At 63.2% G+C, this 25,956-nt stretch carries 19 protein-coding genes, 2 pseudogenes and 1 riboswitch; of the genes and pseudogenes, 13 read left to right on the top strand and 8 right to left on the bottom strand.

Translation table 11 applies throughout. The annotated features are described in order from the left end of the window. Positions 1-23 precede the first annotated feature (23 nt). A complete protein-coding gene (locus tag D1Y85_RS06575; protein ID WP_124150250.1) occupies positions 24-1,049 on the bottom strand; it encodes a YVTN family beta-propeller repeat protein in 1,026 nt (341 codons plus the stop codon). 491 nt (positions 1,050-1,540) lie between these two features. Here D1Y85_RS06575 and gdhA point away from each other — a divergent pair, with 491 nt between their 5' ends. Beyond that, on the top strand, positions 1,541-2,881 hold the full coding sequence (gene gdhA, locus D1Y85_RS06570) for an NADP-specific glutamate dehydrogenase (protein ID WP_124150249.1): 1,341 nt from the start codon (positions 1,541-1,543) through the stop codon (positions 2,879-2,881). A 64-nt stretch (positions 2,882-2,945) separates the two neighbouring features. On the opposite strand, the gene hrpA is transcribed toward gdhA, so the two are convergent. Next, the gene (gene hrpA / locus D1Y85_RS06565; protein ID WP_246024806.1) at positions 2,946-7,610 is read right to left on the bottom strand and encodes an ATP-dependent RNA helicase HrpA; all 4,665 of its coding nucleotides are present in this window, start codon (positions 7,608-7,610) and stop codon (positions 2,946-2,948) included. A gap of 23 nt (positions 7,611-7,633) precedes the next feature. On the opposite strand from hrpA, the gene argA reads away from it, so the two are divergent. Then, positions 7,634-9,025 carry an amino-acid N-acetyltransferase gene (gene argA, locus D1Y85_RS06560; RefSeq protein WP_124150248.1) on the top strand — a complete coding sequence of 464 codons (1,392 nt, stop codon included), beginning with the start codon at positions 7,634-7,636 and terminating at the stop codon, positions 9,023-9,025. Between the two features lie 62 nt (positions 9,026-9,087). Next, on the top strand, positions 9,088-9,363 hold the full coding sequence (locus D1Y85_RS06555; RefSeq protein ID WP_124150247.1) for an oxidative damage protection protein: 276 nt from the start codon (positions 9,088-9,090) through the stop codon (positions 9,361-9,363). A gap of 244 nt (positions 9,364-9,607) precedes the next feature. On the opposite strand, the gene D1Y85_RS06550 is transcribed toward D1Y85_RS06555, so the two are convergent. The 4 genes from D1Y85_RS06550 to D1Y85_RS06535 all read right to left on the bottom strand — a co-directional run bounded on the left by D1Y85_RS06550 (position 9,608) and on the right by D1Y85_RS06535 (position 12,442). Further along, the gene (locus tag D1Y85_RS06550) at positions 9,608-10,087 is read right to left on the bottom strand and encodes a metallophosphoesterase family protein (RefSeq protein ID WP_124150498.1); all 480 of its coding nucleotides are present in this window, start codon (positions 10,085-10,087) and stop codon (positions 9,608-9,610) included. Between the two features lie 157 nt (positions 10,088-10,244). Next, on the bottom strand, positions 10,245-10,607 hold the full coding sequence (locus D1Y85_RS06545) for a cupin domain-containing protein (protein WP_124150246.1): 363 nt from the start codon (positions 10,605-10,607) through the stop codon (positions 10,245-10,247). Continuing rightward, entirely contained in the window at positions 10,604-11,989 is a 1,386-nt protein-coding gene (locus D1Y85_RS06540; RefSeq protein WP_124150245.1) for an FAD-containing oxidoreductase, read from the bottom strand. Before D1Y85_RS06540 ends, D1Y85_RS06545 begins: the two co-directional genes overlap by 4 nt. Before the next feature lie 258 nt (positions 11,990-12,247). After that, positions 12,248-12,442 carry a hypothetical protein gene (locus D1Y85_RS06535; protein WP_124150244.1) on the bottom strand — a complete coding sequence of 65 codons (195 nt, stop codon included), beginning with the start codon at positions 12,440-12,442 and terminating at the stop codon, positions 12,248-12,250. A gap of 706 nt (positions 12,443-13,148) precedes the next feature. On the opposite strand from D1Y85_RS06535, the gene D1Y85_RS06530 reads away from it, so the two are divergent. From D1Y85_RS06530 to D1Y85_RS06520, 3 genes are all read left to right on the top strand, one after another. Next, complete coding sequence (locus D1Y85_RS06530; RefSeq protein WP_124150243.1) at positions 13,149-13,397, top strand: hypothetical protein; 249 nt, start codon at positions 13,149-13,151, stop codon at positions 13,395-13,397. Between the two features lie 347 nt (positions 13,398-13,744). Then, entirely contained in the window at positions 13,745-14,017 is a 273-nt protein-coding gene (locus D1Y85_RS06525) for a hypothetical protein (protein ID WP_124150242.1), read from the top strand. A gap of 1,210 nt (positions 14,018-15,227) precedes the next feature. Next, on the top strand, positions 15,228-16,010 hold the full coding sequence (locus D1Y85_RS06520) for a hypothetical protein (RefSeq protein WP_124150241.1): 783 nt from the start codon (positions 15,228-15,230) through the stop codon (positions 16,008-16,010). 110 nt (positions 16,011-16,120) lie between these two features. Here the strand turns inward: D1Y85_RS06520 and D1Y85_RS27460 are convergent. Next, positions 16,121-16,281: pseudogene (locus D1Y85_RS27460) on the bottom strand (hydrogen peroxide-inducible genes activator); the annotation flags it as partial. 1,069 nt (positions 16,282-17,350) lie between these two features. On the opposite strand from D1Y85_RS27460, the gene D1Y85_RS06505 reads away from it, so the two are divergent. From D1Y85_RS06505 to D1Y85_RS06490, 4 genes and pseudogenes are all read left to right on the top strand, one after another. Beyond that, positions 17,351-18,415 (top strand): substrate-binding domain-containing protein, encoded by a 1,065-nt coding sequence (locus D1Y85_RS06505; protein ID WP_124150240.1) that lies wholly within the window; start codon positions 17,351-17,353, stop codon positions 18,413-18,415. A gap of 7 nt (positions 18,416-18,422) precedes the next feature. Beyond that, positions 18,423-18,533 (top strand): annotated as a pseudogene (locus tag D1Y85_RS06500) (ABC transporter ATP-binding protein); the annotation flags it as partial. A 39-nt stretch (positions 18,534-18,572) separates the two neighbouring features. Then, the gene (locus D1Y85_RS06495; protein ID WP_124150239.1) at positions 18,573-19,400 is read left to right on the top strand and encodes a phosphodiesterase; all 828 of its coding nucleotides are present in this window, start codon (positions 18,573-18,575) and stop codon (positions 19,398-19,400) included. A gap of 140 nt (positions 19,401-19,540) precedes the next feature. Beyond that, positions 19,541-20,752, top strand: a complete 1,212-nt coding sequence (locus tag D1Y85_RS06490) for an MFS transporter (RefSeq protein ID WP_124150238.1) — start codon at positions 19,541-19,543, stop codon at positions 20,750-20,752. Between the two features lie 126 nt (positions 20,753-20,878). Here D1Y85_RS06490 and D1Y85_RS06485 read toward each other — a convergent pair whose 3' ends face one another. Then, positions 20,879-21,835, bottom strand: a complete 957-nt coding sequence (locus tag D1Y85_RS06485) for an EamA family transporter (RefSeq protein ID WP_124150237.1) — start codon at positions 21,833-21,835, stop codon at positions 20,879-20,881. A 772-nt stretch (positions 21,836-22,607) separates the two neighbouring features. Here D1Y85_RS06485 and D1Y85_RS06480 point away from each other — a divergent pair. From D1Y85_RS06480 to D1Y85_RS06470, 3 genes are all read left to right on the top strand, one after another. Continuing rightward, positions 22,608-23,015, top strand: coding sequence for a GreA/GreB family elongation factor (locus D1Y85_RS06480; protein ID WP_124150236.1), 408 nt, complete (start codon positions 22,608-22,610; stop codon positions 23,013-23,015). A 73-nt stretch (positions 23,016-23,088) separates the two neighbouring features. Next, positions 23,089-23,218, top strand: a riboswitch (TPP riboswitch). Between the two features lie 163 nt (positions 23,219-23,381). Then, a complete protein-coding gene (thiC, locus tag D1Y85_RS06475; RefSeq protein ID WP_124150235.1) occupies positions 23,382-25,313 on the top strand; it encodes a phosphomethylpyrimidine synthase ThiC in 1,932 nt (643 codons plus the stop codon). A 217-nt stretch (positions 25,314-25,530) separates the two neighbouring features. Beyond that, positions 25,531-25,752 (top strand): glycine zipper 2TM domain-containing protein, encoded by a 222-nt coding sequence (locus tag D1Y85_RS06470; protein ID WP_124150234.1) that lies wholly within the window; start codon positions 25,531-25,533, stop codon positions 25,750-25,752. The last annotated feature ends 204 nt before the right edge of the window (positions 25,753-25,956 follow it).

Genomic DNA, 25,956 nt, shown 5'->3' with positions numbered 1-25,956 from the left:
GGCTGTCGTACGGCCAAGTGCCGTTAAGCGCCGTTCGGCGCGGTCACCGGAGCACGGTCGTAGAAGTAGATGCCGTGCGGCGAGCGACCGACAGGAATCGTCTTGATTAGCTTCTTCGTCTGCATGTCGACGATGCCGACTTTCTTCGCAAAGCGGAACGTCACCCACAGATAGCGCTTGTCGGCGGTCAGTTCCATGTCGTCCGGCCCCGGCGGCAGGCCATTGATTTCGCCGGTTTTCTCGAGCGTTTCCTCGTCGATGATGCTGATGGTGTTCGAGACGCGGCTCGACACCAGCACGTGGCGGCCGTCCGTCAGCGAGCGGAAGTTGTGTGCCGCCTGACCCGCCGGGATCTGCTTGATGACCTTCTGGTTACGCCAGTCGACCACGGCGACGTAGTCCGCGCCCGTCATGCCGACGAGCAGATACTTGTCGCCCGGCGTGAGCCACAGGCCCGCCGGTGCCGAGCCAACCGGCATTTTCCACAGCACTTTCTGCGTAGGCAGATCGACCGCGGCGATCTCGCCCGACACCTGGAGCGACACGAACACCGTGCGGTTGTCTTTCGTGAACGCCATGTGACTCGGCATGGCCGAGAGCGGCAGACGCTTCGCGAGCGTCATGTTGCTGCCGCCGGCGTAGTGATAGATATCGAGCCGGTCGAGGCGCAGGCCCGTCGTGACGAACCACTTCTGGTCCGGCGAAAAACCGAGCTGATACGGGTCTTCGATGTTCTCCACCCAGCGCTGCACCTTGCCGGTTTTCGGATCGACGAACATCAGGTTGTTCGAGACCGAATTCGCAACGATCAGCGACTGGTTGTCCGGCGTCGGGAAGAGGTGATGTGGCTCCTTGCCCGTGGGCACGGTGCCGACGACCTGCAGCGTCTGGGGATCGATCAGGCTGAGCGTCGCTTCGCCGGAATTGAGCACGATGATGTTGTCCGCGTGCGCGCTGAGCGAGAAGAGCGAAGCGCACGCCAGCGCGCCGGCGGCGGCGATATGACCAACTGCGCGGCCAGCCGCACGGCGAAATTCGGTTTTACTCATGAAGGATCACTTTCGGGAAGGCTTGTAATTGTAGAACGTCCAGTCTGCCTGGGCGTTGCCGTTACATTCAACGATCTCAGGGTGTCTCTACGCACCGGCGACTTCCCCGGCAAGAAGGCGCGATCTGCTTTTCATCGGCAGTGCATCTCTTTCTTTGCGGCGGCAACAGAGGTTTGCGTGCGAGCGCGGAATAGTTATGGCCCGCGCCGATCTGCGGACTTCGTGCCTAGCCATGAAAGAACATCTTCGCTTTTGCAGCCCCAAATACGACTTGATTTACGTCAAACACATCGGTATTTGAGACCCGTCCCATTTCGCCAGCCTCAGCTGCCGCCCAACATTGATCATCTGCGTCTCACATTGTATGCGGCCAAACGCTGCATATGCCCTTTTCGAATTGGCTCGATGCGCTGAATTACCTCCGTCGCGACAGCTTGTCGCAGAAAAGGGGTATCACGTAGAGCGGCCTCGCGTTTTCGGAAGCACCAGACATGAAATACCAGAAGCTCGAAGATTTCATCGGCCACGTCATCGCGCGTGACCCGCACCAGCCCGAATTCCACCAGGCCGTCCATGAAGTCATGGAAAGCATCTGGCCATTCATCCTTGCCAATCCGCGTTATGCGGACGCTGGCTTGCTCGAACGCATGGTCGAACCCGAGCGCGCAATCCAGTTCCGCGTCTCGTGGAGCGACGACCGCGGCACTACGCACGTCAATCGGGCGTTCCGGGTTCAGCACAGCTCGGCCATCGGCCCTTATAAGGGCGGCATGCGCTTCCATCCGTCGGTAAATCTCTCGGTCCTGAAATTTCTCGCCTTCGAACAGACTTTCAAGAACGCGCTCACGACGTTGCCGATGGGTGGCGGCAAAGGCGGCGCCGACTTCAATCCGAAAGGCAAGAGCCCGGCCGAAGTCATGCGTTTCTGCCAGGCGCTGATGCTCGAATTGCATCGGCACCTGGGCCCGGACACCGACGTGCCGGCCGGTGACATTGGCGTCGGCGGACGCGAAGTCGGCTTCATGGCCGGGATGCACAAGAAACTCACGAACAACGCTGCCTGTGTGTTCACCGGCAAGGGTCTAACGTTCGGCGGCAGTCTGATCCGACCCGAGGCTACCGGTTACGGCCTCGTCTATTTCGCGGAACAGATGCTCAAGACGGCTGGCACAAGCTTCGAAGGCAAAACCGTCGCGGTATCGGGCTCGGGCAATGTTGCGCAATACACGATCGAGCGCCTTTTGCCGATGGGTGCCAAAGTCGTCACAGCGTCGGACTCGGGCGGCACGGTCTATGACCCCGAGGGCTTCACGCCGGTCAAGCTCGATGCACTGATGGAGCTGAAAAATCATCGCTATGGCCGCATCGAGGAATATGCCCGTCAATTCGGCCTTGAGTACCTGGCGGGCAAACGTCCGTGGCACATCCCCGTTGATGTCGCGCTGCCGAACGCAACACAAAACGAGCTCGACGAGGACGACGCGCGGAACCTCGTCAAGAACGGTGTCAAATGCGTGGCGGAAGGCGCGAACATGCCGTCGACGCCAGGTGCGGTCAACGTATTTCGGGAAGCCGGTGTGCTCTACGCGCCAGGCAAGGCCAGCAATGCGGGAGGCGTTGCGACTTCAGGCCTCGAAATGACGCAAAACGCTCAACGTCTGCCATGGTCGCGCGATGAAGTCGATGCGCGCCTCAAACACATCATGCTCGATATCCACGCCAACTGTGTGCAGCACGGTAGTGCTAACGGGCGCATCGACTACGTCAACGGCGCCAACATCGCCGGCTTCGTGAAAGTTGCCGACGCGATGTTCGCGCAAGGCCTTATTTGAACGACGCGTAGTGGCGTGGCGTGCACGCAAACCGGTTACCGCGCAGGCGGTAACCGGTTTTTTGTCACCGCTGCATCGATTCCCAGACCTTGTACAGCCGCTTGACCGACACCGGCATCGGCGTGCGCAATTCCTGCGCGAATAGCGAAATGCGCAACTCCTCCAGCAGCCAGCGGAACTCCGCGAGACGCGGATCGAAGACGCCGCCGCGCTGCGAGAGCGCTCGCTGATACTGCTGCAATAGCGGCTGGAATTCCCCGAACTGGCGGGCGTCACGGGTGGCGTCGGCGCGCAGCTTGTCGATGCGCAACGCGATACCCTTCAGGTAGCGCGGAAAGTGCACGAGCTGCGCATACGGCGTATCGACGATGAAGCGCTTTCCGATCAGTGCGTCGAGCTGCGACTGCATGTCGACGGCGGCAACGCCAAACGCCTTCGCCGGCACGAGCTTCTTCGACACCGTCGCGTACTCGGCGAGGATCACGCCCGCAAGCCGCGCGATCTCCTGTGCGAGCAGCGAGAGCCGTCCGCGGCCCTCGTCGCGGCGTGCGTGGAAGGCCGCATCGTCGTCGGGGAGCGGGTCCTGCAGGCAGGCACGGTCTAACGCCAGTTCGACAAGCTGGTCGCGCAGTTCCTCCTGCGTCGCGCGCGCCATGAAATGCATCGCCATCTCGCGCAGACCCGGCAGGTTCTTTTCCAGATATCGGATCGGCTCGCGCAACTGCAGCGCGAACAAACGCCGCAACCCCGCGCGATGGATCCGCGCGGCCTCCTCGGGTGAATCGAACACTTCGACGTCGCAATGCGTACCGCGATCCACGAGCGCCGGGTAGCCGAACAGCGTCTGCCCCCCGCGGCGGATTTCGAGCAGCTCGGGGAGCTTGCCGAAATTCCAGGTGGTGAGGTTCTCGTAGAGCGCAGTGGCCGGCGCCATTGCGTCGGAGGGCGCCGCCGTGAGCGGCACGGTGTTCCTCTTCGACGATCCCGCGCCCGCCTGCACCGCTGCGCCCGGTTGAGGCTCCGCGCCCTGCACAGCCCCGCCGGTCTGCGTGATTTGCGCCGTTGCGCTCGCCGCCAGTTTCTGGAACTGCTGTTGCGCCTGCGCGCCCAGTTCAGCGCGCAGTTGCGCGAGATTGCGGCCCATCGCGAGCTGGCGCCCGTGCTCGTCGATCACCTTGAAATTCATGAACAGGTGCGCGGGCAACGTTTCCAGCTTGAAGTCCGCCGATTTCAGCGCAATCTGCTTTTGCTCGCGCACATCCGCAATCAGTGCTTCGAGCAGACCGCCCGCACCGAAACGCTCGCCACTTGCGCGCTCGGCGAAACCCGCAGCGTATTCCGGCAGCGGTACGCAATGGCGCCGTAACTTCTGCGGCAGCGACTTCAGCAGCAATTGCGCCTTTTCCTTGAGCATGCCCGGCACCAGCCATTCGCAGCGCCGCGCGTCGACCTGATTGAGCGCGTAAAGCGGTACCGCGAGCGTCACGCCGTCGCGCGGCGAGCCCGGTTCGAAGTGGTACGTGAGCGCCATCGCAACGCCCGACATCGTCATGCGCTTCGGAAAGAGGTCGGTCGTCACGCCCGCCGCCTCGTGACGCATGAGATCGTCGCGCGAGAGGTACAACAGGCGCTGCTTGTCTTCAGGTTGGCCGCCCTTCCTCACCTCGTCGCGATACCAGCGCTCGAACGACGCGCCCGAATAAATGCCCTCGGGAATCGCCTGATCGTAGAAACCGTAGATCAGTTCGTCGTCCACAAGGACGTCCTGGCGGCGCGACTTGTGCTCGAGTTGCTCGATGTCGGCGAGCAGCTTGCGGTTGTGCGCGAAGAACGCGAGCTTCGTGTCGAATTCGCCTTCTACAAGCGCGCCGCGGATGAAGAGTTCGCGCGCACGTGCCGGGTCCTGCCTGCCGAACGCTACGCGGCGGCGCTGGTACACGGGCAGGCCGTAAAGCACGCCACGCTCGTAGGCGCTCACCTGAGCGGCACGCTTTTCCCAATGCGGCTCGGACAGCGACTTCTTCAGCAGATGCGCGCCGACCCTTTCGAGCCACTCGGGCTCGATCTTCGCGATGCAGCGCGCGTAGAGCCGCGTCGTTTCGACGAGTTCGGCGGCCACGACCCAGCGCCCCGCTTTCTTCACGAGCGCCGAGCCCGGCCACAGATGAAACTTGATGCCACGCGCGCCGAGATAGTGCGGCTCGTCGTCGGCCTTCAGACCGATGTTGCCGAGCAGGCCCGTGAGCAGCGCGTGGTGGATCTGCTCGTACGTGGCCTCCGACTCGTTGATCCGCCAGCCGTGCTCGCGCACGACCGTCAGCAGTTGCGAGTGGACGTCGCGCCATTCGCGCAGCCGCAGATGCGAGAGGAAGTTCGCACGACAGGCGTCGACGAGTTGCCGGTTCGACTTCTTGTGCGCAACGGCCTCCTCGAACCATGCCCAGATCTTGAGCCACTGGAGGAATTCGGAGCGCTCATCGGCAAAACGGCGGTGCGCCTGGTCGGCCTGCTCTTGCGCTTCGATCGGCCGGTCGCGCGGATCCTGCACCGAAAGCGCGCTCGCGATGATGAGCACTTCGCGCAGCGACTGCTCGTCGCGCGCGCCGAGAATCATGCGGCCGACACGCGGATCGAGCGGCAGACGTGCCAGTTCGCGGCCGAGCGGTGTAAGCGCGTTGTCGTCGTCGACAGCGCCGAGTTCGCCAAGCAGTTGATAGCCATCGGCGATCGCTCGGCCCGGCGGCGGCTCGATAAACGGAAACGTCTCGATCGCGGTGAGATGCAGCGACTTCATGCGCAGAATCACGGCCGCGAGCGAAGAGCGCAGGATTTCCGGATCGGAAAATTTTGGGCGCGACAGGAAATCCTGTTCTTCGTACAGGCGAATACAGATACCGTCGGCGACACGGCCGCAGCGGCCCGCGCGCTGGTTCGCTGGCGCCTGTGCAATCGATTCGATCTGCAACTGCTCGACCTTGTTCCGGTACGAGTACCGCTTCACGCGCGCGAGGCCCGTATCGACGACGTAGCGGATACCCGGCACGGTGAGCGACGTTTCCGCAACGTTGGTCGCGAGCACGATGCGGCGCGCGTTCGACGGCTTGAAAACGCGCTCCTGTTCCTGCGCCGAAAGACGCGCGAAGAGCGGCAGGATTTCCGTGTGCGGAGGGTGATGCTTGCGCAGTGCCTCGGCGGCGTCGCGGATTTCGCGCTCACCCGGCAGGAACACGAGCACGTCGCCTGAGCCTTCGCGGCAGAGTTCGTCGACGGCATCGACAATCGCGTCCATCAGATCGCGGTCGCGCGCCGATTTGCCTTTATCGCCTCTCTCGCGCCCCGTCGTGCCCTGCGCCGCCTTCACGGCCGGACTGTCCTCGGCCACCGGCCGATAACGCACCTCGACGGGATACAGCCGCCCGCTCACCTCGATCACGGGCGCGGGCTTGTCCTCGCTACCGAAGTGGCGTGCGAAGCGGTCGGCGTCGATCGTCGCCGAGGTGACGATGAGTTTCAGCTCCGGCCTGCGTGGCAGGATCTCTTTCAGATAGCCGAGCAGGAAGTCGATATTGAGGCTGCGTTCGTGCGCCTCGTCGATGATGATCGTGTCGTAAGCCTTGAGAAGCGGATCGGTCTGCGTTTCGGCGAGCAGGATACCGTCCGTCATCAGCTTGACCGATGCACCTGGCGACAGGTTGTCCGTAAAACGCACCTTGTAGCCCACTACCTCGCCGAACGGCGTGCCGAGTTCGTCCGCGATACGGCGCCCCGTGGCCGACGCCGCGATCCGGCGCGGTTGCGTGTGGCCGATGAGCCCCGTGCCGCCCGCGCCGAGGCCGCGCCCGAGCGCGAGCGCGATCTTCGGCAATTGCGTGGTCTTGCCCGAGCCGGTCTCGCCACTCACGATCACGACCTGGTTCTCCGCAATCGCACGCGCGATTTCCTCGCGGCGACCGGAGACCGGCAGCGCTTCGGGGAATGTGATGGGCGGAATCGGATTCGGCTCGACGATGCGGCGTGCGGAGCGCTCTGCGCGTTCCTTGCGTTCTTCGCCGCGCGGCCCGGACTCGGGCGCTCCCTTGCCCGCCTGCCGCAGCTGTGCTTCCCGCGCCTGAGGTGGCTTTGACGTTTTCCCGGGTTTGGCCGGCGGCTGGCCGGGTCTCGCCTCGCGCCGCACCTGCTGATCGTTTTGAGGCGCGCCCGGCCGATCACCCGATCGTTTCGGCTGCTGTGATTCGGGCTGGCTGGCGTGCGCGCTGCGCGGCTGCTGCGGCTGCTCGCGGCGCGATTCACCGCGTGGCTCGCGAGCCGGTTCGCGGCGCAGTTGCGACTGGGATTCCCGCGGCGCGTGCGGTGCCGGTTGCGGCTCGCGTGCGTGGGCGGGTTGTCCGGGATGTGCTTCGGTACGTTGCGTGCGCTCTGCTTTGCCCTCGGCTTCGCGCATGACTTCGGAGCGCTCGTCGGGCCGCTTTTCGCGCTCCGCTCCTGTACGCTCGCCGCCCTGTTGCTGCGACTGCGCGGCCGATTCTTCCTCGCGTTTTTGCCCGCTGCGCGCACTGCCCGGCGTCCCGCCGCGCACGAGCGCCGCGAGCCGTTCCGCCGATGCCGGCTTCGGTGCCTCCGCATAGCGCTGCGCGCCGCGTTTTTCGTGCGCACCGTCGCGCGCCGCGCCGCCATCGTCGCGGGTGTTGCTGCCCTGCCCGTGAGCAGGTCTTTTGGGTACATTCGACATGGGGGCGCATTATAATCCCCGGCATGAATTCCCAAACCGACCTCGTCCCCGCGCCCGCAGGCGCGCCGGCTCCCTCCGGCGCCGCGGATTCCGCTTCGCAGTTCACCGAACAACACGCACAGTTCGTCGACTGGATGCGATCGGTCGCGCCCTACATTCACGCGTTCCAGGGCAAGACGTTCGTCGTCGGTTTCGGCGGCGAGGTGGTGCACCAGAACCTGCTCAACGCGCTCGTCGCCGACATCGCGCTGCTGCAGGCGATGGGTATCCAGATCGTGCTCGTGCACGGCTCGCGCCCGCAGGTCGAGGAACAGATGAGCCTGCATGGCGTCCAATCCGAGTTCTCGCACGGCATGCGCATCACGAATGCGCGGGCGCTCGAATCGGCGAAGGAAGCCGCCGGCGAAGTGCGCCTCGACATTGAGGCCGCAATCAGCCAGGGTCTGCCGAACACGCCGATGGCGCACGCGCACATCAGCGTCGTTTCGGGCAACTTCGTGACGGCGCGGCCCGTGGGAATTCTCGACGGCGTCGACTTCCAGCACACCGGCGTCGTGCGCAAGATCGACGCCGACTCGATCCGGCATTCGCTCGCGAGCCGCAAGCTCGTGCTGCTCTCGCCGCTCGGCTTCTCGCCGACGGGTGAAGCATTCAACCTGTCGATGGAAGACGTCGCTTCGGCGGCGGCCATCGCGCTGCGCGCCGACAAGATCATTTTCCTGACGGAAACACAGGGCCTCATCGACGAAGACGGCGAACTGATCCGCGAACTATCGCTCGACGAAGCCTACAAGCTGCACGAAAGCGGCACGATGCTCGGCGACGCGGGGTTCTATCTGAAACACTCGATCCGCGCGTGCCGCGGCGGCGTCGGCCGCGCGCACATCATTCCGTACGCGCTCGACGGCAGCGTGCTGCTCGAACTGTTCCTGCACGACGGCGTGGGCACCATGATCTCTTACGAGAACCTGGAGAGCCTGCGCGAGGCAACGCCTGACGACGTCGGCGGCATCCTCACGCTGATCGAACCGCTCGAAACCGACGGCACGCTCGTGCGCCGGGGCCGCCATCAGATCGAACGCGACATCGATCACTTCTCCGTGATCGAGCACGATGGCGTGCTGTTCGGCTGCGTGGCACTCTACGCGTACCCGCAGGAACGCATCGGCGAAATGGCATGCCTGACCGTGTCGCCCGAGGCACAAGGCGCCGGCGACGGCGAACGGCTCCTGCGCCGCGTCGAACAACGCGCGCGAGCGCGCGGCCTAACGCGCATCTTCGTGCTGACGACGCGCACCGAACACTGGTTCCTCAAGCGCGGCTTCGTCAAGGTAACGGTCGACGACCTGCCTGAAGACCGCCGCCGGCTCTATAACTGGCAGCGCAAGTCGCTCGTGCTGATGAAACAGCTTTGAGCGTCCCCATCTACGGATGAACGTGACGCCACCCACACATACGACTCAAGGAGAAGCACAGCATGGCCCGTATGATTCAATGCTCGAAGCTCGGCAAGGAAGCCGAGGGTCTCGACTTTCCGCCGCTGCCGGGCGAACTCGGCAAGCGCATCTATGAAAGCGTCTCGAAGGAGGCGTGGCAGATGTGGCTAAAGCATCAAACCATGCTGATCAACGAGAATCGCCTGAACATGGCCGACCCGCGTGCGCGCCAGTATCTGATGAAGCAGACGGAGAAGTTCTTCTTCGGTGAAGGCGCCGACCAGGCGTCGGGCTACGTGCCCCCCACGCAGGGCTGATCGGCGTCCTCTAGCGGCCACGACGCAGCCGACGACGACATCACGCAATCCGCGCTCCAAGGCGCGGATTTTTGCTTTTATCGCAGTCCCTAAGCCTTTCTCGGGTGTCCTCGACGGACGACTCGCAGCAGTTCCACCGACAGGTGCGGCCGGGACGCACGCGATTCTGTCGTTCGCACTGCAGACGGCAAAGGCCGCCGTTGCGCACTGGCGTTTGGCGTCATCGTCATTCACCGGTTGGCCCCTAACCGACCAGACGTGAATGCTCTACGCTCAGTTCGCCAGATTTTCCGATCGTCAACATCGCCGCTGCGACCGGCAATCTGAAACGACGCGGCCCCGCACTGCCCGGATTCACGTAGAGTACGCCGTCGCGCGTCTCCAAGGACGGCTTGTGCGAATGCCCGCTCACCACCACCGCGATATCGCCCACCGCAGGATCGCCAGTCAGGTCACGCAGTTCATGCACGATCGCGATCTTCACGCCACCGACCTCGAGCGTCGTTTGCACCGGTAGTGCTTCGGCCCATGCGCCGTAATCGTTGTTGCCGCGCACGGCGGTCAGCGGGGCGATGGCAGCCAGCACGTCTAGCACGGATCGGTCGCAGATGTCGCCCGCGTGAACGATCGCGTCGCAGCCGGCAAGAAAATGCAGCAGTTCCGGCCGCACCAGATTGTGCGTATCGGAAACCAGTCCAACACGGAAAGTGCGTCGTGCGGGCATGTGCAGGTGAGGTGAGGCGAGGCGAGGCGCGGGCGAACGGACGAAACCGCGGCTGACAGGGGTCAAACGCGATTATCGTTGATAGCGTTCGACAATTGGGGACGATCGGCAACCTTATGCGGGCCCGTTTGCCGACCGGAAACGCGTCAGCCCGATTTCAGGCCGTACCCGCGTCCGCCGGGAAATATACGGTAAGCCACACCGTCGGCACCGTATCGTCAGTCCATGCCACGCGATGCCGGCAACGCGCAGGAATATGCACGAAATCGCCCGGCAACAACTGCCGCCTGGCGGGACCGTCCTCTTCGAATTGCAGAGCTGCGCCGCCCGACAGCAGCAGCACCCATTCGTCGCGAGGATCGTCGTACCAGAACCCCTCGGGGCTCACCTGCCCCGTGGACACGATCCGCTCAATAACAACACCGCGCCGCTCAACCAGCCGGTCGAACCGCTCTTCTTTTGCTTCGTGGTCGATCCCCACGAACAGGTTGCCGAATGCGCGTTCAGGTAGTGTGCTCATTGAAGTGGCCTCAGTCCGTCGAGCAGCGTCGGCACCAGTTCGCTCACCGTCGGGTGAATGTGCATCGCGAACTGCAGCGTCGTGTACGGCGCGCCGGCGGCCATGGTGTCGATGAATGTGTGGATCGCTTCGTCGCCCTCGATGCCGAAGATCGACGCACCCAGGATGCGCTGCGTCTGCGCATCCACCAGGGCCTTCATGAAACCGTCCGTCTCACCGCGCTCGCGGGCGCGGCCGACGCGTGACATCGGCATGGTCGAAATGAGCGCAGGCCGCCCGCTCTCGCGCACCTCACGCTCGCTCAAGCCCACGCGCGCAAGCGGTGGATCCACGAAGACCGCATAGGCCGGAATGCGCGTGTCGGCACTGCGACTCGCACCGTCCAGCAGATTGGCGGCGACGATCTGAACGTCGTCGTACGAGGTATGCGTGAACGCGCCGCGCCCGTTCACGTCGCCGAGCGCCCACACACCCTCGACGTTCGTGCGCAACTGTCCGTCAACTGGAATAAGTTCGCGCCGGTCGCGCGTGATGCCCGCAGCGTCGAGCCCCAGATCGTCTGTGTTCGGGATCCGCCCCGTCGCGCGCAGCAGGTGCGAAGCGTCGAAGCTCCCGTCTTCGAGCGCGACCCCCACACCGCCTTCGCCCGCTGGCTCGACGGCACGTGGAGACGTTCCGAAACGAAACTCGATGCCCTCGCGCGCCAGCACATCCTGCATCGCACGCGCGACGTCCTCATCTTCGCGCGCCAGCACGCGCGTGCTGCGCACAAGCACCGTATCGCGGCTACCGAAGCGCCGGAACATCTGGGCGAATTCGAGCGCCACATAGCTGCCGCCGACGATCGCAAGATGCGATGGCAACGTCTCTAGCGCAAGGATCGTGGTGTTGGTTTCGTATCGGACACGTTCGATACCGGGAATCGCAGGGACCAGCGCGCGCGTGCCGGTGTTGAGGAAAATTTTCGGCGCCTCAAGCGCGAGCACCTCGCCGCCTGCTGCGGCGACGCTCACAGCATGCGGCGCGGAAAACCGCGCGTGCCCCTGAAACACGGTGACGTTGGGCTTCGCGCGCAGCCAGCGCTCGACGCCCTCTCGCGACGCGCCGATGATGCGGTCCTTTCTCGCTTTCACGAAAGCGAGATCGACGCGCACCTCACCACCGGCCTGCACGCCAAAGTCCGCCGCATGCCGCACAACGTGTGCGGCGCGCGCGCAAGCGACGTAGGCCTTGGTTGGCGTACATCCCACGTTCACGCAGGTCCCGCCGAATGCAGCACGCTCGATCACGGCGGTTTTGCGGCCGCTTTTGGCGAGCCGCACGGCAAGCGACGGTCCGCTTTGCCCGGTGCCGATCACGATCGCATCGAAACGCTGAGCCATGCCGTCTCTCCGTCCTGACGCCGTGAGAACGTGCGCCGCCTTCGCGCGTCGTGCCATCTTACGCCTACACCGGGAACGCGCTGCGCTGGTGTGTCCGCACCATCCGGCAGCATCGAGAAACGATTTTGTCGCACAGGAAAACGGGAAAAAGAAGCCGCCCCGGAACACGGGACGGCTCACAGGTCGACGTCACAACGGCAAACGGGCGATGCCGATGCGCGTCTGGGGACTCGAGGTTTCGAATCGGAAACCGGTGGCTCAACCGACGCATTCGCCATGTACGGCGCACATCAGTTCACGCGAACGCTGGAGCGCAGCGCGCGCACCGCGTGTCGCCACCATCATTCCGACCTGACTGAGACTGAAGTCGGCCAAAACCATCATCTGTATCAGATCAACCATGGGCAGTACCACTGCGGGCTGATAGAGCTGTCTTTCGAGGAAGGATTTCATGATGGCTCCTGCTGCTCGCCATCGCTTCCTGCGGAACGCCATGGCAATTCAATGAGTGTCATTCTAGGAACAGCGCATTCGCCGATAAATGCCCCGGATACGAAGTCACTTGTCACGCGGTGCGAACAATCGACGCAGGGCCCAAAGCCAGTGGTGCCGTGCAGCAGCGTGGACTATCGGCGAGATAGCTCGCGCAGGGCACGCGGCGAGTCACACGTCTGAACGAGGGGGGCGCGACAAACCGGGTAGACGCTTACGCTCGCGGCGACTGAAAACTAATCACGGATACCGCCACGCGAGCGCGGCGGTGATGCCCGGCTGCGTGGCCCGACCTGCGTATAAGCGTTCGGGCCACTGGAGGAAACGGCGACAGTTGTGCCATCCAGCCGACGTGTCGTTCTGTCGCGCGCTCTCCCCTCCTCTTTCGCGTGCGACAGGACTACAGTCGTTCGCAGACGTTCAACGTGACGCGGCGCGACATTGCTGCAGCGCAATGTCCCTGCTGCGCGTAACGCCGCCGAGCTAACGCACCACGCGGCGCAAGGCCCGGCGATCAGAACGTCGCAATCTCAGGCCGCCGAAGCCCACGCGGTCACCGATTGACGGCGCGTTTTCGCGCCGCATGTGCTGCACTGCATCGCCGGGAAACTCCTGGATTCGTGCTTCGAATGGCTGAGATAGTCTGACTGTGAAAGGAGACCGAATCATGAGGCAAGTATTCAATGTTGGCGTTGTCGTCGTCCTTGCACTCCTGCTGGCGAACCGGGCCGTTACGCGCGTACAGGCGCATGAAGGTGGCTCGCTCACGTGCGCACAGGGGGCCACACTGGTGAAAGCCGAGGCGATCGCACGCGGCTTCGCAGAAATCGGCGCGCGTAGCCAGGGTGAGAACTTCCTCTCGTCCTGCCTCGTTTCCGGTCAGGGCCGGGTCGGCAACCTCGTCGCCCACGACTAACGTCCGCTACGCGCCCGCGGGACCGAGGCGCACAAGGACTTCCGACCTCCTGCGGGCAGCAGACTGATGCACTTGCCCGCCCCGTGCAGTGGTGTACTGACACTCACCCTGCCGCAGACGCCGCTCCCGAATGGCCGGTATCGAACCCGCAATATCCGCCGACGGCTGCTGTCAGAGGCTCCCGCGCAATCGGCGAACACAATCTTCACGGCCACCCCAATTCCCCACCCGTAAATGCCTTTTGACTACCAGATACCATCCGCCCGTGCGTTTGGCAGTTCACCGGGTTTTCGGGTTGCCAACGCAGCAGTCGCGCGGCGACAATGGTCCGGCATTCAGGGGAATCTATGAAGGGACGTATCCTGTTGGCTGGTGTCGGCGTGTTGGCGGCATGCACATCCGTCACCGAAGTAAATTCGCGACAGGATGGGCATCTGATGGTGACGAGCCGGGCGCGCTGGGAAATCGTGTCATGGAATCACGTGAAGAACGCCGGTATCGACGAAGCACGGACCTACTGCCTTAAACATAAACAGGAAATGCACACCGTCGAGGTGCACAGCGAAGGCATTCGCGGCGTGACGACGCAGTCAGTAGATGTGGTATTCGACTGCTTCTGATTCCAGGCGCCGCACGAACCAGACCTGTGGACCAGCCCGGCCCGCCAACCGGGCGCTCCAGTTGATCTGCACCCATTTCAGAATCGCAAATATTGCGTTTGCCTACCAGTTGGTTGTCGTTTTCCCCCAGTACTCAATTAACAAGACGCAGTTAAACTGACGATACATTTCGTTACGTTTCGTCACATTCCCATCATGCTGACAGCGTTTTTCATTGCTTGCCCGTTTGGCATCGTGGGACTCTTCTGTTTCGCAAGGCTCATCAATTCACATACCGGGCGGATCGGCGACCGCTGAGTCCTGCCGTTTCGCCGATTGGACACTGGCAGTCCGAACCTTCGGCTGGCCCGGCCAGCCAATCCGCCATCATCATTCCCTCTCGCTGCATTGCAGGTGAATCGTTCGCGTGACTGATTCCGCCTGCGCGCCTTAGCATCGACGCTTTCGCGAGATTTACCCGTTCGTGGTACGTGCAACAGGCACACGAACGCGTCCGTCTCGAACATGAACCTCATGCTAGCGCGTCGGGCAGCCCCGTTCCCTCACCTGGCATGTCGCGCTACACGCCCGAAGTGGCACGGCGGTTGAAACATCGCGGGTCTTTTCGACTGAGGTTGCGCTCCGTTCAAGATGTCAAAAAGGATCCGACTTCACGCGCGAACGCCGCTAGACGCGAACTCATTCACGGATTTTCATAGCTTAGGCATGCTGATCTATCGAATATTTAACAATCCCACTTGAATTGAACATTGCATACCCGTCCGCCTTGCGCATTCGTCGTCCAGCTCGAAATTGAATTTTTCCTGGATTACTGGCATTGCCAGCACGCCTTTCGGAAACGATGCAATTTTGCAGCCCACAATTACGTACCCAAAAGCGCCCATTGCACTTCAAGACCAATCAACACAATGGATCAGGCGCATGCGGCATGCATATTTCGAATGCAGAAAGAATAACGTAGCATTCCGCTTTTCCTGAAGCCAACACATTTTTTCGATCCATACCGCACTTTATCTGACACCTTCTTTTCCTCTCTTTATCTTGCGTCCTCTTAACTTCGCACTCCGATTGACACACTTCGGAAACCTCAGTAAGTTCAAAACCAGCCTTATGGGTTTGTAAAATTTTTTTCTACAACTCCTTTGGCCACGTGCTCGCCTCGCAGGCGAAAACGAACCTGAGAGTCAATAAACATTAATAAGGATTATTAATGATGTACGCTAAAGAAAGGTTTTTAGCCAGCACCCGCGCGACGGCGCTTACGGCAGCGATTTGCGGGTGTTTAGCCGTCACTGCCTGTGGCGGCTCAAATCCAGTAGATTCAGTGGCGCAATCGGTAGCGAAGGCCAGCTACAGCCCCTTCAATGTAACGATACAGCCTGGGCAATCCGCAGCGAGCCTGACGCTCAACGCGGGCGAAACGGAACCACGCTTCGCGCTCACGCTTCCAGTAGGATCAACGGCCGTAAAGATCGAAGCGGCAGGCGGCACGGGCAGCCCGGTTTTGACGTTGAGCCCGGACGCCGATTTCTCGACTTCGACGTTGGAGTTCAAATGCGTAAGCGCCCGGACCTGCCAATGGGCTTTCCCCGCTCTCACCCAGCCGAAAGCCGTCTACATCCAGGTCGGTACAAGATCGTCGTATAGCAACGTCACGCTGAACACCTATGTCGGTCCGCAGCCCAACAAGGTCATCCCGCTCAATACCGGCGAACCGATGTCCGGACTCAGCGGACCGGTCGCCACTGATGTGTTCTTTACGTTCAACGTACCAGCTGGCGCATCGCAGCTCAACGCAACGCTCAGTGAAGGTAATGGTGGCGGCCAGTTGGTGGTGAACGAGTCCCTGACTGATTTCAGCGGCATGTACGCCGAGCCAGCTAATACCATTACAAGAACGGTGGTCGCTGGAAAAACGTACTACTTCTTCCCGATGGCATCAGCTACGGGTGGCAGTTACAGCAACTACACGCTGACCGGCTACGCCCAGTAATCCCTTAACCGCAAAGGCCAGACAAAAGTCCGGCCTTTGCATTCATATTACGCCGCGCCCTCGGTCAAGCCACCTCGGCAGGCACCTCGACAACCGACATTCGCATGAATGCTCTTGCGCCACACGAGCACCACGAGGCGATCGGGTACAGGTTCGTCGAACGGCACGTTGGGAAACAGCCCGCAATCGACGCCGCCTGTGTGCGACTTCATCCCTGTCACGACATGCGCGACGGCACGGTGATACCGACACCGCTCGCCACCGTATGACGGAACATCCTCCCATTTCGTCATCCTGACCATCACGGCGCATAACTCGTGGATGCGAATGGTTTGCAGGAGATTGAAAATCGTTATCGCTACGCCGCGTGCATCGTCCACAGCAATTTCGCGTGGCTGAGGGCGGACGACAAACATCGCGGCGCCGTTAAGGCAACTGGACAGAATGTTCCGGATGCGCGCAACTGGAATTCCGGCGCGACGCTAGCCGACCTGTACGCCCCGCTGACACTGCCCCGAACTACACCGAACTCACGGGGCGAATGACCGAACTCACGGCATAACTGCGTCGCAGCGAGCAGCACGCGTGGAAACGCATCGTCCGGCGAGACGGATTTCCGAATACGTGCGAGTGAAGATTGATTTCGCGCAGAACGCTTGCCGCGCTGACTGTGCCGGGTTCCGCGGCTTCATCGTCAGCCAGTCGGTGCAAACCTTGGCGCAGTAAGGCGCAAAAGCCGCTGGTTTTGGCTACGCTCCGGCTTCCTTTCGTTAAAGGGCCCGAGATGCGACGAAAGCCCTAGCTGGCTTTGACCTGCTACCGCCTGGCCAGTACGCGCTACATTGCATGATGGTGCCGGGGACCGGACTCGAACCGGCAAGCCGTGAGGCGGCGGATTTTCGTCACACTACGTCTTTCGACGCCACGCGCGTCATTTCGCGCGCGTTCGTGCGCTGGACTATGCCTTCGCCGTAGCTGCACGCCGCGTCTTTCACGCCACGTACAGCCTTAGGCGCCCCCCGTCTAGTCTCTACACCTTCCGCGCCGCTGCGCACGCGCAGCAGCCGGCTTGGCTCGGCGTTGCCTCGGTGCCGCATGCGCTCACGCACATGGACCCAGGGGGTTCGCCGAATTTGAGGGGTTCTGCACCGGCCGTTTCCGGTCGGGCACTCAATCGTTTTTAAGTCCGCTATGTTTACCAATTTCATCACCCCGGCAAGGGCGGACGCGATTCTACCATTGCCCCACTCCCTCCCCAAACTCGAGCCGTCATCGAACCGTAACATGCGGTTTCCATAATCCGGCCATCGAAAACGTTTTCAACACCCGGGGACGCACGCATGACACCAACCATCAAGGATGTCGCTGCACACGCCGGATTTTCGATCGCCACCGTGTCACGGGCGATCAACGCGCCTCACACCGTCAACCCTGTCACGCTCGCCAAGGTGCGCGAGGCCATCGACGCGCTCAAGTTCCACCCAAGCCCCTTCGGCCGCCAGTTGCGAGGTGAGCGCACGCGGCTCATCGGCGTGGTGCTGCCCACGCTGGCGAATCCCGTGTTCACGGAGTGCCTGCAGGGCATCGACGAACTCGCTGCCGCGCAAGGCTTCCGGCTCATGCTGATGACCACGCTCTATGAGGAGCAGCGTGAACGGCGCGCCATAGAAACGTTGCGCGCGCAACGCGTCGAAGGCCTGATCCTGACCGTCACCGATGCCGACACGCATCCTCTGCTCGACGACCTCGACGACAACGGCCCGCTCTACGTGCTGATGCACAACGACACGAAGCAGCGCCCGTCGGTATCGGTCGACAACCATGAGGCCGCGAGCGAAGGCGTGCGCATGCTGATCGCGCACGGACATCGCCGCATTCTGATGCTGGCCGGCAGCCTGTCGGCATCCGACCGGGCACGCCAGCGCCACGCGGGTTACTCGCACGCGATGCGGCAGTCTGGGCTCATTCCCGCACCCGCGCTCGAAATCGACTTCAACGCAGACGAACTCGCGCCCTCGGTGCTCGCGCACCTGACGAGCGGTCCGCAGCGCCCCACAGCCCTCTTCTGCAGCAACGATCTGCTAGCGATGGTGGTGATGCGCGGCCTGCGCCGCGTACACATGCGCGTGCCGCAAGACATGTCGATCCTCGGCTTCGACGGCCTTGCCGTAGGCGAGTTGCTCGCACCGCCGCTCGCGAGCATCTGCACGCCGAACCGCGCGATCGGACGGTCCGCGTGGCAGCGGCTGATGGCGCGCATCGGCGGCGAGCATGCGAGCGAGACGCTCGGGTTCACGCTGCCGCACACGCTGCGCGAAGGCGGCACGATCGCGGCGATCTCGAACGCGCCGCTCGTCCATGCCGTGCACACGGCACGCGATGGCGATGACGTCGATTTCCCGTGACGCCTTAGGTGCCGCGCCCGATGCGCCCATCGTCGACGCGGCGGGCCGTGTCGAACTGGCCCGCAGAACGCCGGTTGGAGTGTCGATCGCCGCCGACGCGCTGATTGCCCTCGCCTGAATCTTCACCGTAATCGACGGCTACTTTGAGAGGACGCCCATGCTGCTCGCCCAGATCAGCGACCTGCACATCAAGCAACCCGGCGCGCTTGCCTACCGGCGCGTGGATACCGCCGCGAGCCTCGCGCGTACGATCGCCCGGCTGAACGCGCTCGTGCCGCGCCCGGACGCGGTCGTCATGACCGGCGATCTCGTCGACTGCGGCAATGCCGACGAATACCGTCACCTCAAAACGCTGCTCGCCACGCTCGAAATTCCGTACTGGTTTCTCATCGGAAACCACGACGGCCGTGAAGCGTTGCGCGAAGTTTTTCCGGAGCGCGCTGAATTGCGTGCGGGCGGCGAGTTCGTGCAATACACCGTCGACATCGGTGACATGCGCCTGATTGCGCTCGATTCCATGCAGCCGGGGCAAAGCGCGGGCACGCTATGCGAGGCGCGGCTCGCGTGGCTCGAAACACAACTCGACGCCGCACGCGCGCATCCCGTGATCGTCGCGCTGCATCACCCGCCGTTCGACTGCGGCATTGGCCACATGGACGCGATCCGGCTCGACGCGCACGCCGCCAAGGCGCTGGAAGCGCTGATCGCGCGACACCCGAACGTCGAGCGCGTGATCTGCGGCCACGTGCATCGGCCGATGTTCGTGCGCTTCGGCGGCACGATCGCTTCGGCGGTGCCGGCGCCCGCGCATCAGGTGACACTCGATCTCTCGGCCGACGCGCCGTCCACGTTCACACTCGAACCACCCGCGTTCGCGCTGCATCGCTACGATTCGCGCAGCGGTGTCGTCACGCACCATGCGTACGTCGATGAATCCGATGGACCGTACCCGTTTCACGAACCTTCGGGCGAACTGATCATCTGAGCGGGCGGCGAGCGCCAGTGGAGCCCTGACGAGCTCGAACGCCGCAGCCCGCCAGCACGATCGGGCTCGCTCCGGTATGATCGGCTCCCTCGATTCCCGCCTTTCGTCTCTCCGGGCGCCGCACGCTCCATCCAGACTCCATGTCCGTACCCGATTCCGCACCTGCCGGCGACGGCCAGTCGCTCTCCAGCCTCCTCATCCTGCTCGCGATCATCGCGGGCGTTTCGGTCGCGAGCATCTACTACAACCAGCCGCTGCTCGACGACTTCCGCCAGACCTTCCCCGCCGGTGCCGCGTGGATCGGCGCAGTGCCCGCCGCGACCCAGCTCGGCTACGCCTCCGGGATGCTGTTGCTCGCGCCGCTCGGCGACCGCTTCGACCGCCGCCGCCTGATCCTGCTGCAGATCGCAGGCGTCTGCGTCGCGCTCTTCGTCGCGGCCACGGCACCGACGCTCGCCGTGCTGATCGGCGCGAGCCTCGCAATCGGCGTCCTCTCGACCATCGCGCAGCAGGCGGTCCCCTTCGCCGCCGAACTCGCGCCGCCCGAGGCGCGCGGCCACGCCGTGGGCACCGTCATGAGCGGCCTCCTGATCGGCATCCTGCTCGCGCGAACGGCCGCCGGCTTCATCGGTCAGTACTTCGGCTGGCGCGCCGTGTTCGGCTCGACGATCGTCGTGCTGCTCGGGCTTGCGGTGGTCGTCGTTCTGAAGCTGCCGCGCAGCCGGCCCACGTCCACGCTCAGCTACGGCAAGCTGCTCGTTTCAATGTGGCACCTCACCGTCGAATTGCGCGGCCTGCGCGAAGCCGCCGCCACCGGCGCCTTCCTGTTCGGCGCATTCAGCATGTTCTGGACCGTGCTCACACTGCTGCTCGCCGGCGCGCCGTTCCATCTGGGGCCGCAGGCGGCCGGGCTTTTTGGCATCGTCGGTGCGGCGGGCGCACTCGTCGCGCCGCTCGCGGGACGCTCTGCCGACAAGCGCGGCGCACGCGCCATCATCACGTTCGCGCTCGTGCTCGTCGTGCTCGCGTTCCTCATCTTTTCGTTTTCGGGCAAGAGCCTCGCCGGGCTCGCGATCGGCGTGATCGTGCTCGATGTCGGCGTGCAGGCCGCGCAGATTTCGAACCAGTCGCGCATCTACGCCTTGCGCCCCGAGGCGCGCAGCCGCGTCAATACGGTGTACCTGGTCGCGTACTTCATCGGCGGCGCCATCGGCTCCGCGGTCGGAGCGGCAACGTGGCATGCGTTCGGCTGGCTCGGCGTCTGTGCAGCCGGTCTTGCGTTCACCGCGCTCGCGGGCTGGGTTCACCTCGGCATGCGCCCCGGCGCCGGGCAAGGCGCGCAGGCAACCTAAGCGCCATCGGCCAACGCATTCGCTAACCGGACAGCGCGTGCAGGCGCACTCGTGCGCCTGCGCTGCCCACGAAGCATTGTTGCGGCCGCACAGTTCAGCCGCAGGAGCCGCATCCGGCGCGAGGCGTCAGACCCCGCGACGGCGATCGTCGAACAGGAACGAAAGCGCGACGCTGCCGAGAATCAGGACCATCGCGATGATCGTGCCCGTCGTCACCGGCTCGCCCAACAACAGGGCCCCCAACGCGACGGCCACGACCGGATTCACGTACATGCAACTGCTCGCCACGAGCGGACTCGTATGCCGGATCAGATAACCATACGCGACGAACCCAGCCATGGTGCCCGCCAGCATGAGGTAGAGAAAAGCGAGCACGGGCAGGAAGTGCAGCGTCATCATGCGCTCGCCGCTGACCCAGGCGACAAGCGTCGAGATCGCCCCGCCAAGACCGATCTGCACCGCAGTGGCAAGGAACAGATCGGACGGCAGTTCTAACTTGCCGGCCAGATGCGCGCCGATCGCCCAGAACAGCGCCCCGCACAGGACCGCGAGTGAGCCGCCCGCCGTTCCGGTCGTTCCACCGTGGCTCAGCACGCCAATGCCGACGAGCCCAAGCGCCACCGCCCCCCATTCGGCCCGCGCGATGTGATGCCCCGTGGCGGCAGCAATCACCATGGCGAAAAGCGGCACGGTCGCGACGATTATCGCCGCTGTGCCCGTGCCGACGGTGCGCATGCCGTAAGCGAGCATGCCGCCTGAAAACCCGACGAGCACCGCCCCGACCACGCCTGCGTTGCGCACCTGGAGAAGGGTCGGCCGCGCGGGCCTGCGGCGCATGGCGAATACGAAGAGACCGATGCCTGCAAGCAGGTTGCGCGAGCCTGAAAGCAGCAGCGGTGGAAAGGACTCGAGCGCGACGTGCACGCCCAGATACGTCGAACCCCAGACGAAATAGACGACCGCGAGCGAGAGCGTAACGCGGCCGCGGCGCGAGCGCGGCAGCCGGAGCGAGCGGCAGAAGGTCCACAGCTTGCGGGCCGTGGACTGGGCCAGACCAAAAACCGGATGGGGAGGCGGGATCATGGCACGGCCCAGAGCGACGACGCAAACTCACGACATCCCGGCACGCGCGCAGCGGAACGTGTGAATCTCGTTGGCATGATGCCGCAATGAAAAATCGGTGCCGCGATAGCGACCAACCGGGGAACGACGGCGCCGCCAAACGCGCCACAACACCGTTTCCGCCACTGCACTCACCGTCGATGCTCGTACTTCCCGCGAAGCGAAAGCGATCCCGGCGGCCCACTTTCCCGGACAGGTGGCATACGTGCTACGATGCACAAATCTTTCTTTTTGCTTTCAGTGGTCATGCCCTACTCGACATTGTGCTCCGCTGTGCCGTTGCCGCCGCGCCCTCGCTGCGGCGCGAACGTGCACGTCCGGAAAGCCACATCCGTCGCGTTGCGAGCGTCCCCGCCCCGCACCACCACCCCGCTCATCGCCGCCCGGCGTCCGGCCTGAAACGCTCCCCACTACGCGGAGCCGTTTGGTCAGGCTCCGGGCCGATCACTCACGCCCACTCAAGGACCAAAGCGCCATGCGCGATGGAATCAGAGTAAGCGCTAAAGCGCTAACTCGGGTCGACTGCTTTGCATGGGGCCGGAGTAAGCGCTAAAGCGCTGACTCGGGCCGACCGCTTTGCATGGGACCGGAGTAAGCGCTAAAGCGCTAACTCGGGTCGACCGCTTTGCATGGGACCGGAGTAAGCGCTAAAGCGCTGACTCGGGTCGACCGCTTTGCATGGGACCGGAGTAAGCGCTAAAGCGCTAACTCCGGTCGACACAGGAGAACCGCGATGACCAGGAAAATCCGCTACCTCACCGAACTCGACGTCGCCCGTCTCGAAAAGTGCGCCGCCGAGCCCGGCACCCCGCACACGCGCCAAACGATGCTCGACGAGTTGCTCGAAAGCTCGGAGATCGTCACGTCGCGAGAAATCGCCGCGAACATTGTGACGATGAATTCGCAAGTCACGCTCAGAAACGACGATACCGGCGAAGCGATTACGTGGACCGTCGTCTACCCGCGCAACGCCGACTTCGAGGCCGGACGCCTCAACGTTTTTTCGCCCGCAGGTCTCGCACTGCTCGGACTAAAACGCGGCGACACCGTGCGCTTCATCCCACCAAGCGGTGCGCAGCAAAAGCTCCGGATCGACCAGATCCTGTTCCAGCCTGAAGCGTCCGACGATTTCACGCTGTAAGGCATCGCCCCGCGAACACGATCTACATCAAGATGCCCTTGCCAGATCGTCGCCGTGCGGTGTATCGTTTGGCCTGCTTACGCGGGGGTCCTGCGTCATGCGCTGCTACGAGCGAAAGCCGGGCTGCGCGTCGCGCGGGTGAGAAATACCCTTTGAACCTGATCTGGATAATGCCAGCGCAGGGATGCGTCCGGACTTCGCAGCAACACCCCGGCGTCACCTCTTCATTGCGAATTCCGTCCACGTTCTGTCTCTTCTCCTGCTAAGCCGCTGTTCCCACATAGCTTTGCAAGGGACCCGAGCGAGTGCGACCGGATCGATTCAGATCTCACAGCACTTACTCCGGTCGACTAAGGAGAAAGTCGCATGAACGCGAACCCGAAATTCATTTCCGCCAACGCGCACGTCGATGAAGCTGCGGTGGCCCCGCTGCCCAATTCGCGCAAAATCTACGTGACCGGTTCGCAGCCCGATATCCGCGTGCCGATGCGCGAAATCTCGCAGGCGGACACGCCCGACAGCTTCGGCGGCGAAAAGAATCCGCCGATCTACGTCTACGACACGTCCGGTCCGTACACCGATCCCGAAGCGAAGATCGACATTCGCGCGGGCTTGCCCGCCCTCCGCCAGCGCTGGATCGAGTCGCGCGGCGACACCGAAGCGCTGCCGGGTCTGACTTCGCAATACGGCCGCGAGCGCGCCGCCGATGCGGACACCGCCGAAATGCGCTTCCCGGGCCTGCATCGCACGCCCCGCCGCGCAGTGTCCGGCAAGAACGTCACGCAGATGCACTACGCGCGTCAGGGCATCGTCACGCCGGAAATGGAATTTATCGCGATCCGCGAAAACCAGCGCCGTGCCGAGTATCTGGAGAGCCTCAAATCGAGCGGCCCGAACGGCGCAAAGCTCGCCGCGATGATGGGCCGCCAGCACGCGGGCCAGGCGTTCGGCGCAGCGGCCTTCGGCGCGAACGCGCTCAAGGAGATCACACCCGAATTCGTACGCGATGAAATTGCATGCGGCCGCGCGATCATCCCCGCGAACATCAACCACCCGGAAAGCGAGCCGATGATCATCGGCCGCAATTTCCTCGTGAAGATCAACGCGAATATCGGCAACTCGGCGGTGACGTCGTCGATCGGCGAGGAAGTCGACAAGATGACGTGGGCGATCCGCTGGGGCGGCGATACGGTCATGGATCTGTCGACCGGCAAGCACATCCACGAAACGCGCGAGTGGATCATCCGCAACTCGCCGGTGCCGATCGGCACGGTGCCGATCTATCAGGCGCTCGAAAAGGTCAACGGCAAGGCCGAAGACCTCACGTGGGAAATCTTCCGCGACACGCTGATTGAGCAGGCCGAGCAAGGCGTCGATTACTTCACGATCCACGCAGGCGTGCGTCTGCAATATGTGCCGCTCACGGCCAACCGCATGACGGGTATCGTCTCGCGCGGCGGTTCGATCATGGCCAAGTGGTGTCTTGCTCATCACAAGGAGTCCTTCCTTTACGAGCACTTCGAAGACATCTGCGAGATCATGAAGGCGTATGACGTGAGCTTCTCGCTCGGCGACGGCCTGCGTCCGGGCTCGATCTACGACGCCAACGACGAAGCCCAGCTCGGCGAACTGAAGACGCTCGGCGAACTCACGCAGATTGCGTGGAAGCACGACGTGCAGGTGATGATCGAAGGCCCGGGCCATGTGCCGATGCAGCTCATCAAGGAGAACATGGATCTGCAGCTCGACTGGTGCAAGGAAGCGCCCTTCTACACGCTCGGGCCGCTCACCACCGACATCGCGCCGGGTTATGACCACATCACCTCGGGCATCGGCGCCGCGATGATCGGCTGGTTCGGCACCGCAATGCTGTGCTACGTCACGCCGAAGGAGCACCTCGGCTTGCCGAACAAGAACGACGTGAAGGAAGGCATCATCACGTACAAGCTCGCTGCGCACGCGGCCGACCTCGCGAAGGGCCATCCGGGTGCGCAGGTGCGCGACAACGCGCTCTCGAAGGCGCGCTTCGAATTCCGCTGGGAAGATCAGTTCAACCTCGGCCTCGATCCGGACAAGGCGCGCGAATTCCACGACGAGACGCTGCCGAAGGACTCGGCGAAGGTCGCGCACTTCTGCTCGATGTGCGGTCCGCATTTCTGCTCGATGAAAATCACGCAGGACGTGCGCGACTTCGCTGCAAAACAGGGCGTGAGCGACGACGAGGCCTTGAAAAAGGGCATGGAAGTGAAGGCTGTCGAGTTCATCAAGCAGGGCGGCGAGATCTACCATCGTCAGTAATAACCCTCGACTTGCGTGACAGACTCACGGCGGGCGCGACGAAAGTCGCACCCGCCGTTTTGCTTCTTCAAGGCGCGAAACACACTTTTACGAATCGAACGGCTCTTTGACAAACGCGCACATCCGGATACGGGATCGCTCGATACGATAGATCTATCGGAGGTGCGTCCTGCGTTCTGCGCAGGGCGTACCACTAGCAACCATCCCGGAGCCGGAAATGAAAACCCTCTCACGCGCACGCACCCTCGTTACCCTCACAGTGCTCGTTACAGCGATCGCCAGTTTGTCCGCTTGCGACAACATGTCGAGACGCGACCGCGACACGGTCATCGGTGCAGGTGCAGGCGGCGTGGCGGGCGCGTTGCTCGGCGGCAGTGCGCTCTCGACGGTCGGCGGCGCGGCGGTGGGCGGCATCATCGGCAATCAGGTCGGCAAGTGATCGCAAGCACGACTTACGCACAACGACGGATGCAACATCACGACGACAGGCCATAACAGCATCATCAGAGAGGCTTCGCGGCGCATTTCCGGATTACGGGATGCGCCGCATTTCTTTTGGGCGATGCAATTGCACGAAACATGCAGTAACGGGTGAGCAACACAAAGGCGGAACGGACAGCGTAAGCTCGCTCGATAGCGTTCG

Source organism: Paraburkholderia dinghuensis, from assembly GCF_003837865.1.
In the GTDB taxonomy this organism is placed as follows: domain Bacteria; phylum Pseudomonadota; class Gammaproteobacteria; order Burkholderiales; family Burkholderiaceae; genus Paraburkholderia; species Paraburkholderia dinghuensis.
The sequence above is the reverse complement of the archived record's forward strand: the minus strand, read 5'-3'. Positions and strand labels throughout refer to the sequence as shown.

What these genes read in the sequence shown, in the direction of transcription:
- D1Y85_RS06555 (WP_124150247.1), top strand. Translation starts at nt 9,088, where the DNA reads ATGGCCCGTATGATTCAATGCTCGAAGCTCGGCAAGGAAGCCGAGGGT.
- D1Y85_RS06550 (WP_124150498.1), bottom strand. Translation starts at nt 10,087, where the DNA reads ATGCCCGCACGACGCACTTTCCGTGTTGGACTGGTTTCCGATACGCAC.
- thiC (WP_124150235.1), top strand. Translation starts at nt 23,382, where the DNA reads ATGAACGCGAACCCGAAATTCATTTCCGCCAACGCGCACGTCGATGAA.
- D1Y85_RS06520 (WP_124150241.1), top strand. Translation starts at nt 15,228, where the DNA reads ATGATGTACGCTAAAGAAAGGTTTTTAGCCAGCACCCGCGCGACGGCG.
- D1Y85_RS06490 (WP_124150238.1), top strand. Translation starts at nt 19,541, where the DNA reads ATGTCCGTACCCGATTCCGCACCTGCCGGCGACGGCCAGTCGCTCTCC.
- argA (WP_124150248.1), top strand. Translation starts at nt 7,634, where the DNA reads ATGAATTCCCAAACCGACCTCGTCCCCGCGCCCGCAGGCGCGCCGGCT.
- D1Y85_RS06540 (WP_124150245.1), bottom strand. Translation starts at nt 11,989, where the DNA reads ATGGCTCAGCGTTTCGATGCGATCGTGATCGGCACCGGGCAAAGCGGA.
- D1Y85_RS06530 (WP_124150243.1), top strand. Translation starts at nt 13,149, where the DNA reads ATGAGGCAAGTATTCAATGTTGGCGTTGTCGTCGTCCTTGCACTCCTG.
- D1Y85_RS06485 (WP_124150237.1), bottom strand. Translation starts at nt 21,835, where the DNA reads ATGATCCCGCCTCCCCATCCGGTTTTTGGTCTGGCCCAGTCCACGGCC.
- D1Y85_RS06545 (WP_124150246.1), bottom strand. Translation starts at nt 10,607, where the DNA reads ATGAGCACACTACCTGAACGCGCATTCGGCAACCTGTTCGTGGGGATC.
- D1Y85_RS06525 (WP_124150242.1), top strand. Translation starts at nt 13,745, where the DNA reads ATGAAGGGACGTATCCTGTTGGCTGGTGTCGGCGTGTTGGCGGCATGC.
- D1Y85_RS06575 (WP_124150250.1), bottom strand. Translation starts at nt 1,049, where the DNA reads ATGAGTAAAACCGAATTTCGCCGTGCGGCTGGCCGCGCAGTTGGTCAT.
- D1Y85_RS06470 (WP_124150234.1), top strand. Translation starts at nt 25,531, where the DNA reads ATGAAAACCCTCTCACGCGCACGCACCCTCGTTACCCTCACAGTGCTC.
- D1Y85_RS06505 (WP_124150240.1), top strand. Translation starts at nt 17,351, where the DNA reads ATGACACCAACCATCAAGGATGTCGCTGCACACGCCGGATTTTCGATC.
- hrpA (WP_246024806.1), bottom strand. Translation starts at nt 7,610, where the DNA reads ATGTCGAATGTACCCAAAAGACCTGCTCACGGGCAGGGCAGCAACACC.
- D1Y85_RS06480 (WP_124150236.1), top strand. Translation starts at nt 22,608, where the DNA reads ATGACCAGGAAAATCCGCTACCTCACCGAACTCGACGTCGCCCGTCTC.
- gdhA (WP_124150249.1), top strand. Translation starts at nt 1,541, where the DNA reads ATGAAATACCAGAAGCTCGAAGATTTCATCGGCCACGTCATCGCGCGT.
- D1Y85_RS06535 (WP_124150244.1), bottom strand. Translation starts at nt 12,442, where the DNA reads ATGAAATCCTTCCTCGAAAGACAGCTCTATCAGCCCGCAGTGGTACTG.
- D1Y85_RS06495 (WP_124150239.1), top strand. Translation starts at nt 18,573, where the DNA reads ATGCTGCTCGCCCAGATCAGCGACCTGCACATCAAGCAACCCGGCGCG.